The sequence below is a fragment of the Paenibacillus gyeongsangnamensis genome, assembly GCF_027533625.1.
GTDB classification, from domain to species: domain Bacteria; phylum Bacillota; class Bacilli; order Paenibacillales; family NBRC-103111; genus Paenibacillus_G; species Paenibacillus_G gyeongsangnamensis.
In genome coordinates, this window is the sequence record NZ_JAQAGZ010000001.1 from 224,589 (window position 1) to 237,641 (window position 13,053).

The following is a 13,053-nucleotide window of genomic DNA, read 5'->3' on the forward strand; positions in this document are numbered from 1 at the left end:
CAAGCTGCGTACCTGGTGAGCCAGGTGTAAAATAATAGGCGGAACACCGCCTGTTTGATTGTCCGGCACGCTGGCTTTATAATCGAGAATCACTACGGACATGTCCTTTCCTCCTTCATTTTTAAGAAATAGGACCCAGAGCTAATGCGCTAAGAGCAATTGGACCTGCAACACTTGCTGTCGAACCGCCGGTGGATCGTTCGACGGTCAACGAATAGACGTGTGCACCCGACGGAACATTGAAATCTGCCGTAGTCATTCGAATGGCGTAAAACAGTTCATTCGCTGTCTGAATGCCTTGTTGTGTAACAAAAATTTGCACTCCATCTCGAAAAATGCGGAATATTACTTGTGCAACGCCGGAAGTCCCTGCAACGCCTACAGTGGCATTTAATTCCACCCGGTTGTTGGTAGAGGCAGTCGAATCTAAAACAATAGTCACAGAAGCTATCGTTTGGGGAGGAGCCGAAAAATTGATAGGGATGGGCAAAATCTCAGTTGATGTGCTTGAGGGTTCGGCCACCCCAACCGCTAAAATGTTTACAGTCACTTTTGTAACCTTCTTTCAATATGGATTAGTCGATTAGCCTGAACCCAAGCCAAGGCCGCTGAATGTGATGGGACCCACAACTTGTATAGTGCTTTGAGCCGTCTGAATGAAGGCGTAAACCGTAAGCTGATAAATATGAAAACCGAACGGAACATTTTCATCGATTGTATTAAAAGAAATGTTGTAATCGGAAGTCACTGGCCCAGGTATTTGCAGCCCGACGATCGTGTTAAAGATTTCACGCCCATCCCGATAAATATGAAATACGACGTCGTTATTAAAAATAGGTCCCAAATTTCGGACGCCTACATCTGCAGTAAGAAGAACCTGATTGTTAGCGGAAGAAGAGGTTATATTGGGAAGAAATAAACCCAAATCTGCAATTTGGAGCTGTGTCGGTGTTTGGGGAACAGTTACAGCAGGGGTTCCTGCAAAAAAGCTGCTCGGTACGCTAGCTTGATAATCTAGAATAACGGTTGTCAATTAAATTCATCCTCTCTATTACATACTTAATATAAGTTATGAAATATACAAGAATTGTTGTGTACTTCTGCTGAAATTCAGGTCAGTATAAGTTCAGCGTATTGAAGTTCTTGACATTACCTGGGGTTATGCGGAATTGGAATAGGTGCATTGGATAGAAAGAGGTGAGCTAGGGATTATTGTTCTTCAATCCCAATCTTGCTACATTGAGGTAAGGAACGCATTTTCAACCGGATGACGGGGGAGAAAGGAGCGATGGAGAAGCGGCTCATTCTGGGAAACCGGCTAGGGCAAGTACCGGGAGCACGCGGTGGGAGATATTCTCAGGATACGGTAACACAGGCTCAAGCAGGCGCAGTTTTTCGATTTTTTTGTAAGCGTATACAAGCTAACGTTTTTTTGCTGGACCGGAAGCAAGCACTTGAACCAGAATTCCCAAAATAGAGGGGGACATGTCTCATGAACTTTAACCGCTTAATGGCAGGACTTAGTGCGCTATTCATTACAGCCGGCGTATTGGCCGGATGCTCGGGCTCGGGACAAACGCCGGGTAAGCCGGGGACGGAGGGCAGCGGCAAGCCGGCACAGGAAGATAAGACGCCGCTGGAGGTATCGATGGCCCTGGTACAGGTCGGCGATATTCCGGCCAAGGGCAATGCCGTGGAGCAGGCGATCGAGAAGTATACAAATACGAAGCTCGATATCCAATGGATTCCGAATTCCGCCTACGATGAGAAAATCAACGTGATGATCGCATCCGGCGAGCTGCCGAAAATCGTCAAGGTCAACTACGTGCCGACCGTCATCAATGCGATTCAGGAAGGCTTGTTCTGGGAAGTCGGGCCGATGCTGAAAGACTACAAGAACCTTTCCGCGCAAAATCCCCAATATTATCAAAACATTGCGGTCGAAGGCAAAATATACGGCATTCCGCTGTACCGGGAGATCGGCCGCGCAGCCGTGATTTACAGGAAAGACTGGTTCGACAGCATGAACCTGAAGGTTCCGAAAACGCTCGATGAATGGTACAACGTATTGAAAGCGCTAACACTTAACGACCCGGACAAGAACGGCAAGAACGATACGTACGGGATGATGCTTAACAAGAAATACAATGAAGGCGATTCCGCGCTGCTGACCAAGATGGCGATTCCGCAGGGCGGAGTCAACCGCTGGGGCGTAGACAACAACGGGAAGTTTATGCCGGAATTTTTGACCCCGCAGTTTAAGGACGTCCTGAATTTGTTCCGCCGTCTGTATGCCGAGAAGCTGATTAACCAGGACTTCCCGGCGATGGATTCCACCGAGATGGATAAACAATTCGAATCGGGCCGCATCGGCATGAAGCTGAACGGCGTAGCGACGAATGCCGCGAACGCGCAGGACCGGCTGGTCAAGGTCGTCAGCACGGCCCAGCTCGATACGACCAACTGGGAAGGGCCGCAGGGCATCCGAATTTACGGCGCCGCCGGCAATAACGGATTCCTGGCGTTCCCCAAATCGAAGGTGAAGACGGAGGCGGAGCTGCGCAAGCTGCTGACGTTCCTGGATAAAATGATGGATGAGCCGATGTCGACGCTGCAGAAGCGCGGTTTTGAGGGAACCCACTTCAAGAAGCTTGACGGCGGTCTCGTGCAATGGACGGATTTGACCGCATTCAACCGCGAAGTCAAGCCTTACCGCGACAACCTGCTGAATTTCGAGACGTACAACGTGCCTCCGCTCAAGGACTCCGAGCTGGCGATGAAAGGGTACAAGATGGAACCGGATGGCTTGAAGTATGCCGTGAGCAACCCGGCGCTGAACCTCTCCTCCAAAACGTATTCCGAGCGCGGCAAGGAGCTGGATCAGATGATGTGGGACGCCGAAACCAACTATATCGTCGGCAAGCTGGATGAGGCGGGCTGGCAGGCGGCCATCGACAAATGGCGCAAAGCCGGCGGTGACAACCAGATTAAGGAATACGAAGCGGCCTACGCCGCCCAGAAGAAGAAGTAAGCGCTGAAGGAGAGCCGCGGATAAGGGTACAGATGCGGATGCGGCCGATGCGTCAGCCGGATCCGCGCTCCGTCGGCTCAAGCCACAGCGCGAGCTGCAGCACCAGCGCATCGTGAAAATGCTGGGGATCGTAACCGGTCAATGCTTTGATTTGCTCTAATCGGTTAATCAAGGTGTTGCGGTGGATCCCCAGCTTTTTTGAGGCCGACGCGATACTCAGGCTGCACTCGAAGAAGCAGGTCAAGGTTTCCCTTGCTTTGCCGCTCCGGCATGCGGCCAGCTTGTCCAGCAGCCGCTGGCGGTGCGCCTCGGGAATTTCGTGCAGAAGCGCTCTCGTTTCTACGGCTTCAAAATAAACAATCTCCTGCTGTTCTGCCTCCCCGTAACGCAGAGCGAGCTCGGCTTCCTGGCTGCCGATGCGCAGCTGAGCTTTATCCGCAACAGGCGAGCTGATGCCGATGCGGTAATGGCCGGTCTCGGAGCGGAGCAGGACGGACAACCGGCTTATGAACCGGCCCGTTCTGCCTTGATCGGCTTCCGGGAGCAGGATCAGCAGCTTCTGCGGCCCGGCTTGGCTCATTAGAACGTAATCGGGAGCAAAGGTCCGGGTCGCCTTCGCAAGCAGGCTCTCGAAGTTTGGTTCTTCATGCGAAGGTCGGTAAGCTGCGGCAGCGACCCGGTACGGAGGGACGAGGCGGAGGCCGAGCGACATCAACCGCCGCTCGATGAGCGGCAGGTCCGGTTTGGCGGAGTGAAGGAGCTCCTCCATGATCCAATCCGCCGTCATCTGCTTCCACTCGCTCTGAAGCTTGATCTGGTTTTGCCGGATCATGAGCTCGGTCGTCATTTTGACCAAATGCCCGAAGGCGGACACCTCCTGCGGATCGCCGGTGATGCCGATGGCGCCGACGGCCTGTCCATTCTCGTGAATGGGGAGGTTGATCCCCTGCTGGGTTCCTCTCCACCGCCGGGAGCTGTGACGGTCCACGATCAGCTCCCGGTTCAGCCGCACCGCTTCGGCCGCCGCCTCGTGCCGCTGTCCGATCCGTTCCGGATCTCCGCTGGCGATGATCACGCCGTCCGTATCCATGATATTAATGTTCCGGTTCAGCCGCTCCATCGTTTCTTTGACGATTTCTTGAGCCAGCTCCCGAGTCAGCATAACGATCGACTCCTTTAGTATCCAACGTTCCTTTTTGTACATTATATCTAAAAATGATCCTGATTTCCGGACAAATTTCGGTTGTAATAGCTGAAGATTTCAATGGAGCTTTTCAGGTATGATGAAGACAAGCGGAAAGGAATTCAAATTTGCAGTACAGGGAGGCGGACGGTCATGAAATTTGTTATTGCGCCGGATTCGTATAAGGGCAGCCTGACGGCTTTGCAGGCTGCGGATACGATGGCCCGCGCGGTTCGGGACGAGCTGCCGGAGGCTGTAGTGCGGATCATTCCGATGGCGGACGGCGGAGAAGGTACGGTTGACGCATTGGTTCGGGCTGCGGAGAGCGGCACGACCAAGCCGGTGGCGGTATGCGGTCCGCGGGGCGAACGGCTTCAATCCCGCTTCGGCGTGATCGAAGGAAAGGACGGCCCTTCCGCCGTGCTGGAGGCCGCCAATCTGTTCGGCTTGCCCATGGTGCCTCAAGAGGAGCGAAATCCAATGCACACTACCTCCCGGGGGCTGGGAGATGCGCTGATGGCCGCGCTCCGGCTCGGCTGCCGGGACGTGATCGTCGGCCTCGGCGGCAGCTCCACCAACGATGGCGGCTTGGGCATGCTCAGCGCACTCGGAGCGCAGTTCTATAATGCGGCGGGGGAGCTCTTGGAAGGGTACGGCCGCGACCTAGCCGATATGGCCCAAGTGGACCTTGAAGGCCTTGACCCGCTGGTTAAGGAATGCCGGATTACGGTCGCCTGCGATGTGACGAACCCGCTGCTGGGGCCGCAGGGAGCCTCTTATACGTTCGGCCCGCAGAAGGGGGCGACCCCCGAGCAGGTCGCTTCGCTGGATCATGCGATGAGCCGCTATGCCGATCTGCTGGAGCGGCATCTGTCACTCCGGCTGCGCGACAAGCCGGGTGCCGGCGCGGCGGGCGGGCTCGGCTTCGCCTGCATGGCGCTAGGCGCGAGGATCGTACCGGGAGCGGAGGTCGTCGACCGGGCGTCCGGACTAAAGCGCCATATCGCAGAAGCCGACTGGGTGCTGACGGGGGAAGGGCGAAGCGACGGCCAGACGCTGTTCGGCAAGCTGCCTATGTACGTGGCGGAAGCGGCAAGGGAAGCGGGCAAGCAGGCGATTTTGCTCTCGGGCAGCCTGGGGGACGGTTTGGAGGAGCTGCGGAAGCATTTCGCCGGCTGCTTCTCGATTGTCCGCGAGCCCGCCACGCTGCAGGCCTGCATGGAAGAAGCGGAAGCCAATTTGTACGAATGCACCCGCAGCGTAGCGAGGCTTCTGGGCGCAGCGGCCGAGTTCGGCCAAAGAAGGGGGAGCCAAAGTCGATGAAGACCATTGTGGTATTGGACGGCTATACGCTTAATCCGGGCGATTTGTCCTGGTCCGGACTTGAAGCGCTGGGAGAAGTCAGACTGTACGACCGTACGCCTCCGGAGCTGATCGCCAAGCGGGCGGCCGGGGCGGAGATCGTACTTACAAATAAAACGCCGATCACCGGGGAAACGATGGCGCAACTGCCGCTGCTGCGCTACATCGGGGTACTGGCCACCGGGTATAACATCGTGGATACGGAAGCGGCGAAACGGCGGGGCATCGCGGTCACGAACGTGCCTGCTTACGGGACGGACTCCGTCGTTCAATTCGTCTTCGCGCTCCTGCTGGAGCTGTGCCACCGGGTGCAGGCTCACAGCGATGCGGTCCGCGCCGGAGAGTGGACGACCAGTCCCGACTTCAGCTTCACCTGTTCGTCTCAGCTCGAGCTGGCCGGCAAAACGATGGGCCTCATCGGCTTCGGCCGGATCGGAAGCGCTGCTGCTCGGGTCGCGCAAGCCTTCGGGATGCGGGTGCTTGCCGTCGGCAGCGGACGGAGGCAGCCTTCCGAGCAGGAGGGCGTGACCTGGGTAACGCTGGAGGAGCTGCTGCGGCAGTCCGATGTGGTGAGCCTGCACTGTCCGTTGACCTTGGAGACGGAAGGGCTGCTTGACGCGCGGCGGCTCGCGCTGATGAAGCCGGCGGCGCTGCTGATCAACACGTCCCGGGGGCCGCTCCTTCGGGAGCAGGATCTGGCCGACGCCCTGAACGAAGGGAGGCTGGCCGGCGCCGCGCTCGACGTGCTCTCCGTTGAGCCGCCGAGCGCGGACAACCCGCTGCTGACAGCTCATAACTGCATCATAACGCCGCATATTGCATGGGCGACGAAGGAAGCGAGAGCGCGGCTGCTGGATACCGCGGTGCAGAATGTGAAGGCCTATCTGGAGGGTCGGCCCGTTCATGTGGTAAACGAAGGATAACCGGCGATCGTCTGCTTGGCTTCGGACTCCCGCGGTGAAACAAACGACCGGATGCCGGATGAGTAGGAACCCGGCGGATGCGCCGGACAAGTGATACGTCCTCAGGGCTGGCTGCAGCTATGGGGACGTTTTTTGTTTGCCGACTGGGATGCGGCGTTATTCCGTTAGCGCATGCATAGGAAATCCTTGTAAGTGGTATCCTACAGCAATAACGACGGGAGGGGTCTGCATGTCCGAGAGCCGACAGGCCGTATTTTGGCGCAGCGCCTTTTTGCTGACGCTTGTATTGCTGACAGCGAAGCTGGCGCTGCTACGTCATTTTTTGTTTCAGGAGGTGAAGCTGCGGCTGCTGGCGACGGATGTGGCGGCGCTGCTTGTCCTTCTGGGACTGGTGGAGCTGCTCGTACCGAGTCGGGCAAAAAAGACGGTTTACTGGCTGGTGAATTTCGTCTGCTCCTTAATTTTCTTCGCGGCAACGCTCTATTTCAGTCATTTCGGCACGGTCGTCACCTACACATCGCTGTTCGAGCTGAAGCAGGTGAAGCAAATTTCCTCAAGCATCAAATCGACGATCGACCCGATCGATTATGTCTTCTTCGTTGATCTTGGACTGATGATTGTCGTCAGCTTGTTGCGGAGAAGAAGCTTGCCTCCGTTGCTCAGCAGTCGTCCTTTGCGCAAGACGGGGGGCGCCCTGATGGTGGCCGGGCTTCTGCTGTCCGCCTGGTTCTTCAAGAAGGGGGAACCGATCAACAACGAGCTGAAACGGGCGGAGGAGCTGGGCTTCTTCAATTACCAGGTAGCGAGCGTTTATGATAATTATTACAACAATGATCTGACCAAATATAAGACGGTGGCCGAGCTGAGGCCGGTACTCGAGCGAGGCGAATCGAAGTATCCTTATATGAAGCCGCTGGCCGAAGGAGAGCAGCCTCAGCAGTTCGCCGCCGAGAAGGGCAAAAATCTGATCGTTGTGCAGCTGGAGGCGTTGCAGGCGTTCCCGATCGGCATGTCGCTGAACGGTCAGGCACTGACGCCGGTGCTGAACGATTTTGCGAGCCGCAGCTACTATTTCCCTCATATCTTTCAGCAAATCGGTCAGGGCAATACGTCCGATGCGGAGTTCATGTCGAACACGTCGATATACCCAACAGGAACGATTCCCATGTCCACGGGATTCGGTGACCGTGCGCTTCCCAGCCTGCCGAAGCTGCTGGAGGCCGCAAGCTATGAAGCCGACACATTCCATGTGAACGTCGTCACCTTCTGGGACCGGAATAAGCTGTATCCGGCGCTCGGCTTCTCCCATTATTATGACAAGCCGTACTACAACAACGACCATTTCAACGAATTCGGGGCTTCCGACGAGGAGCTGTACCGGGAAGTGATCAAGGTTCTCAGCGGCCTGCAGCAGCAAAACAAGCCGTTCTACGCTCAGCTCATTACGGTATCAAGCCACTTTCCTTTCATTATCCCGGAGAACAAGAAACGGCTGACGCTGCCGGACAAGCTGAAGGGAAAACAGCTTGGCGATTACCTGCAGGCCATCAATTATACCGACTTTGCGTTCGGGACGTTCATTGAGCAGCTCAAGGCGACCGGTCTTTGGGACAACAGCGTCATTGTCGCCTATGGCGACCATTTCGGCCTGCAGCCTCAGGATAACGACCCGAAGGAAGTGGGCGCCGCACTCGGCATCACCTATCACCCGGAGCTGACCCGGTTCAACATCCCGCTCTTCATTCACCTTCCCGGACAAGAGCAGGGCCAAGTGGTGGAGCAGGTGGGCGGACAGCTTGACATCATGCCGACGCTGGCGAATTTGCTCGGCATTTCGCTGGAGGAGCAGCAATTTGTCCATTTCGGCCACGATCTGCTTAATATGAACAAAAATTTGTTCGGCATCCGGTATTATTTGCCCACCGGCTCGTTCATCAACGACGACATTCTGCTGATTCCAGGCAAAGGCTTCGGGGATGCTACGGCTTATTCGATCAAGACGCTGCAGCCGATCAGCGACTTCAGCATGTACCAGCGCGACTATAAATATATTCTTCGCCGGATGCAGGTGTCCGATCATTACGTGAAGCTGCTCCCGAAGCGTTAGAAGTTCGGTGAAAAAGTAGCGGTGTGGGCGGAATCGTTCTGGAGAAGCGACCCGAAGAATGATTCGCTCGCGCAGCGGCCTCTTTTTCACCGGACTTTATAGATGCATCGCGGTATGGCGGATCATTCAACGATTTGATAAGATGAGGCTACGAAACGACCAGAATGGGAGAGCTGGATATCTTATGGAAATCGGAACAAGCATACGCCAAATCCGGCGCAAGCGAGGCATCACCATGGGACAGCTGTGCGAGGGGACCGGCTTGTCGCAAGGCTTCATGAGTCTTGTTGAGAATAATAAAACGTCGCCCTCCCTCGCTACGCTGGAGACGATCGCCTCATATTTGAACGTACCGATCCCTTACCTGCTGCTGAAACGGGAGGAACGGATGAACGTCGTGCGCAAGGCGGACCGCACCTTCAGCCTGTACAAAGGGATACTGAAGGTCGAGCATTTAGGAGAGATCGGGGGCCTTCGGCTGCTGCAGATCGAAATTCCGCCCGGCATGCCGGCGGAGGGAGATATCCCGATGAGTGAGCATGAAGGCATCGAGTCGCATTATGTAGTCAAGGGCAAAGTGATTGCGACGCAAGGAGAAGATGAAGCCGAGCTGGAGGAAGGCGACACGTTCTCCTGGCATGCCTGCGTGCCTCACAGCGTGCGCAACGCTGGCACGGAGCCGGCGGTGCTGCTAATCATAAGTTATAAAGATGCGTAAGCGACAGCTGTAATCCGAAGAGGGCTTCCGAAGATTACTGTTTTTCTTCGGGAGTTATATTTGTAATACTAATTTTTAATATATATAGCTAATATTTTCTGTTGACGAAACGAGCTGTCAGGTGCTATATTGTAACTAACAAAAGGTAAGTAATGATCATAATTAAAGGAGGATTTTTAAGATGCTGCCATCCTTGTTTCTAGCTCACGGATCGCCAATGATCGCGATTGAAGATACCGAATATACCCGCTTTCTGGGGACCTTTGCATCGGCGCTGAAGCCCAAAGCCATCGTTATATTCACGGCGCATTGGGAGAGTGAGGTGCTTAGCATTACGGATACGGACGATGTGTACGAAACGATTTACGATTTCGGCGGGTTTCCTCCCGAGCTGTATGCCATCAAGTACGAGGCCCGCGGCTCGAAGGAGCTGGCCTCGCGGCTGGCGGAACGGTTTACGCAGAAGGCGATTGCCGTCCGCAAGGACGCACGCCGCGGGTTGGACCACGGCTCCTGGACCATTCTGCACCGGATGTTTCCGAAGGCGGACATTCCGGTCGTTCAAATTTCCTTACATCCGTTTCTGCCGCCGAAGGAGCAGTACCGGATCGGGGAAGCGCTGCAGGGGCTTGGAGATGAAGATATTCTCGTGATCGGCAGCGGCGTAACGGTGCATAATCTGCGGATGCTGAATTGGTCGGCGGCCGGTACGGGCAATGTGGAGCCTTGGGCGGAAGCGTTCGACGATTGGATGATCGAGAAGGTGACAAGCCGGAATTTGGAGGCGCTGGACGACTACAAGACCCAGGCTCCTCATGCCCGGCAGGCGGTTCCGCGGGAGGAGCATTTTGTTCCCTTGTTCCTCGCCATGGGCAGCGGTGACCCGAAGCGGGTGCCGCAGGTGCTGCACCGCAGCTACGACCTGGGAGCGCTCAGCTATTTGTGCTTCCAATTTTAAGGGTTGGCGATTGGCAGTCGTTCTATGCTATATTGATCTGGACATGCGAAAGAGAGGGGTTGTGTGCAGCATACGGCTGCCGCAACCCCTTCCGCATAGTAGGGAGGGGGAGGAGAAATGCTCTTTTATATCACATGTCTGCTGTCTGTGCTGGCCGATCAAGCGACCAAGCTGTGGATTCGGGGACATCTTGCCGTAGGGGACTCCATAGAGGTATGGCCCGGCATGCTCCGTTTTACCCGCTACGAGAACAGCGGGGCGGCGTTCAGCTCCTTCCAGGGATACGGACGGTGGTTTGTGCTGGTTGCCGTTGCGTTATCGGCTGCAGTGCTGATTTTCCGGAAGAGGGGGGAGTTTAGGACGCCCGTCCTGGAGCTCGGGACCGGGCTGTTCGTCGGCGGCGCCGCCGGCAATGCGATCGACCGGATCGTCTTCGGCAGCGTAACGGACTTCATCCAGTTCGAATCCAGCCGCGGGATTATGAACCTTGCCGATCAAGCGATTCATATCGGCGTGCTTCTCATCCTCTTGAATTCGCTGATTGCCGGTCGCAGCCGCGGATCCGCAGAAGCCGCAGGAAATCATTTTGTACAACGAGACGAAAAAAAACTATAAGCCTTAACAGCAGAAGTGGATACGTTCCCCGACGCCAATCCGGACAAAGACTGGGACGGCTATTTGAAAAATCCGGACGGCATGAATCTGAATCGGTACCTTGAGATCTATCAGTCGGCCTACGGCGCGAAGTATAAGAAAAAATAACAGAGAATCCGTGAACCCCCTCCCCGCCTGGCCTATCGCCTGCCGCGGGGAGGGGGTTTTTGTGTAAAACTGGAATAATGAGTATTGCTGGGAAGCCGGAGCGGTGGTACGATACTACAAGCTGTTAGCGTAAACCTGCGTCATACAACCAGACAAGAAGAAGGTGCCCGTCAGAATGCGGAGAATCCGTCTTGCTTCTTTAAGCGATCATCAGCGGTTTTTACTGCGCAACGTTTCGATTATTGTCCTCGGCTTGTTTATCAACCAGCTGCTTCAAACCGTCGGCAGCATCGTTCTCGCCCGTGTGCTGCACGATCCCGCCGCCTTCGGCGAAGTGAATTTGCTGCTGCAAATTTTCGGGATGGTGACGCTGTTTCTGAACGTCGGCTTCAATTCTACCCTCGTCTACACATTCTCGACGAATGCAAAGGAGGCGGTCGAGACGAAATTCCGTCTTGCGCTGCTAGGCAGCACCTTCTTCGGTATCGTGGTCAGCCTGGTGCTGGCCTGCCTGGCGCCTCTGCTCGCAAGTGCCTACAAGCTGCCCGCACTGAACGGAGCGCTTCTGATGAGCTCGGTGATGCTGGTGATGAACTCGATCATCAATATGGGCGTCTCGTCCTTCTCGGGGAACCGGGACTTCGGGACGCAGGCGTTTTTTATGGTGATTACGACGATCTTCTCTACCTTGGGCATGGTGCTTGGGGTACTCTGGCCGGTCGGAGGCCATACCCTGCTCTGGAACGTGTCCTTCTGGATGGGAGCCGGATCGGCGGTGACGGTCGCTTTCATATGCTGGAAGGTGCACAAGGTACACCGGCCGAAGTGGCTCGGAAGCGTATCATTGCCGGAGGCCTGGCGCATGATGAAATTCGGCGTGCCGCTCTGGGCGGGCAATATCGCCAAAGCGTTCCAGCAGCCGTTCCTCGTCATGGTCATCGGCTCCAGCTCCGTCATCGCCGTAGGCCATCTGGCGAACGCGCTGCGCATTACCGGGTTTATCGGCATCGTCACCTGGGCGTTCATGATCGTAACCTTCCCGTTCGTGGCGGAGAGCTCCCGCGATCCGGAGGAGAGCAAGCGGAGGGGAACGCTGTGCATCCGGTACAACAACCTGATTCTGTACCCGCTCACGCTTCTGATTTGCTTATACCCGAATCAAATCAACGGTTTTCTATTCGGCGATGGCTACGCGACGGAAGAATCCGCTATGTATATCCGGCTGCTTGCGCTAGGCGTCTTTTTCTCCTCGGTGGGGCGGCTCGGGGGCAATATCCTGGCCGGAATCGGCCGGACGAAGGCCAACTTCTGGGTCATGATCGTAGCCGGTGTCTTCGTGGTGGCGCTTGTTCCGTTCCTGGCTGCAAGCAGCCCTGTGCTGGCCGTCTGGATTTACACGGGAGGCTGGGCGGCATCGGCCGTCTCCATGATCTGGTTCTTCTATCTCGAAAGCTTTCCTCTGAACTGGTGGAAAGCGTACGGGGAGCCGCTGATTCCTTCGATCGCCATGGGTGTCCTGCTCCTGGTCGGAAGCTTCACCGGAATGCTGTTCCCCTTATTTATCGTGCTCGCCCTCATCAGCCTAATTGGGCTGAGCCTATACATCGAAGGGAAGCCTGCGCGCGGCGCAGGCCCGCTTCAATTCCACCGCGACGCTCGTTCCGAATGAGCCGCGGTTTTTTGCCGTCCCCGGATCAGAATGACGGAGTAGAAAACAGCGGTCGCCAGGCCGCCTGCGATACCGCAGATGATGTCCGACATCGTATCGGCAAGGCTGCCCCACCGGCTCTGCAGTCTGAACAAAGGATCCGTCGTAAATTCGTAGATTTCCCAGCAGCCGGCCATGGTGACCGAGAAATAAAGCTGAAATAAACGTCCGTTTTCGTATGCAGGACAGCCTCTAGACGATCCCGGTTCATGTGCTGCACCATGATTAGCCCGTCGTAATACAATACACTCTCCCTTCGGATGAAATCTTGAAATTTTGATTAACATGTTCCTGTCCGGTT

At 55.8% G+C, this 13,053-nt stretch carries 13 protein-coding genes; 9 read left to right on the plus strand and 4 right to left on the minus strand.

Annotated features, from left to right (window positions below):
- Positions 1-121: 121 nt before the first annotated feature.
- Together O9H85_RS01015 and O9H85_RS01020 are read right to left on the minus strand one after the other, a co-directional pair.
- Positions 122-550: an exosporium protein C gene (locus tag O9H85_RS01015; protein ID WP_269879408.1), complete on the minus strand. Its 429-nt coding sequence runs from the start codon at positions 548-550 to the stop codon at positions 122-124.
- A 33-nt stretch (positions 551-583) separates the two neighbouring features.
- On the minus strand, positions 584-1,033 hold the full coding sequence (locus tag O9H85_RS01020) for an exosporium protein C (protein WP_269879409.1): 450 nt from the start codon (positions 1,031-1,033) through the stop codon (positions 584-586).
- 459 nt (positions 1,034-1,492) lie between these two features.
- On the opposite strand from O9H85_RS01020, the gene O9H85_RS01025 reads away from it, so the two are divergent.
- Complete coding sequence (locus O9H85_RS01025; protein WP_269879410.1) at positions 1,493-3,031, plus strand: extracellular solute-binding protein; 1,539 nt, start codon at positions 1,493-1,495, stop codon at positions 3,029-3,031.
- 52 nt (positions 3,032-3,083) lie between these two features.
- Here O9H85_RS01025 and O9H85_RS01030 read toward each other — a convergent pair whose 3' ends face one another.
- Positions 3,084-4,193, minus strand: a complete 1,110-nt coding sequence (locus O9H85_RS01030; RefSeq protein WP_269879411.1) for a CdaR family transcriptional regulator — start codon at positions 4,191-4,193, stop codon at positions 3,084-3,086.
- A 174-nt stretch (positions 4,194-4,367) separates the two neighbouring features.
- Between O9H85_RS01030 and O9H85_RS01035 the strand changes: the two genes are divergently transcribed.
- The 8 genes from O9H85_RS01035 (at position 4,368) to O9H85_RS01070 (ending at position 12,713) form a co-directional block, all read left to right on the plus strand.
- Positions 4,368-5,537: a glycerate kinase gene (locus O9H85_RS01035; protein WP_269879412.1), complete on the plus strand. Its 1,170-nt coding sequence runs from the start codon at positions 4,368-4,370 to the stop codon at positions 5,535-5,537.
- Positions 5,534-6,499, plus strand: coding sequence for a D-2-hydroxyacid dehydrogenase (locus O9H85_RS01040; RefSeq protein WP_269879413.1), 966 nt, complete (start codon positions 5,534-5,536; stop codon positions 6,497-6,499). The genes O9H85_RS01035 and O9H85_RS01040 overlap by 4 nt, the downstream gene beginning before the upstream one ends.
- A gap of 229 nt (positions 6,500-6,728) precedes the next feature.
- Positions 6,729-8,606, plus strand: coding sequence for an LTA synthase family protein (locus O9H85_RS01045; RefSeq protein ID WP_269879414.1), 1,878 nt, complete (start codon positions 6,729-6,731; stop codon positions 8,604-8,606).
- Positions 8,607-8,790: 184 nt separating this feature from the next.
- The gene (locus O9H85_RS01050) at positions 8,791-9,324 is read left to right on the plus strand and encodes a helix-turn-helix domain-containing protein (protein ID WP_269879415.1); all 534 of its coding nucleotides are present in this window, start codon (positions 8,791-8,793) and stop codon (positions 9,322-9,324) included.
- A 181-nt stretch (positions 9,325-9,505) separates the two neighbouring features.
- Positions 9,506-10,282: a DODA-type extradiol aromatic ring-opening family dioxygenase gene (locus tag O9H85_RS01055; protein WP_269879416.1), complete on the plus strand. Its 777-nt coding sequence runs from the start codon at positions 9,506-9,508 to the stop codon at positions 10,280-10,282.
- A 117-nt stretch (positions 10,283-10,399) separates the two neighbouring features.
- Positions 10,400-10,897, plus strand: coding sequence for a signal peptidase II (gene lspA / locus O9H85_RS01060; protein ID WP_269879417.1), 498 nt, complete (start codon positions 10,400-10,402; stop codon positions 10,895-10,897).
- Positions 10,898-10,912: 15 nt separating this feature from the next.
- A complete protein-coding gene (locus tag O9H85_RS01065; RefSeq protein ID WP_269879418.1) occupies positions 10,913-11,044 on the plus strand; it encodes a hypothetical protein in 132 nt (43 codons plus the stop codon).
- Positions 11,045-11,219: 175 nt separating this feature from the next.
- A complete protein-coding gene (locus tag O9H85_RS01070) occupies positions 11,220-12,713 on the plus strand; it encodes an oligosaccharide flippase family protein (RefSeq protein WP_269879419.1) in 1,494 nt (497 codons plus the stop codon).
- Here the strand turns inward: O9H85_RS01070 and O9H85_RS01075 are convergent.
- Positions 12,683-13,039, minus strand: a complete 357-nt coding sequence (locus O9H85_RS01075) for a hypothetical protein (RefSeq protein WP_269879420.1) — start codon at positions 13,037-13,039, stop codon at positions 12,683-12,685. The two genes, O9H85_RS01070 and O9H85_RS01075, sit on opposite strands and share 31 nt — an antisense overlap.
- Positions 13,040-13,053: the final 14 nt, after the last annotated feature.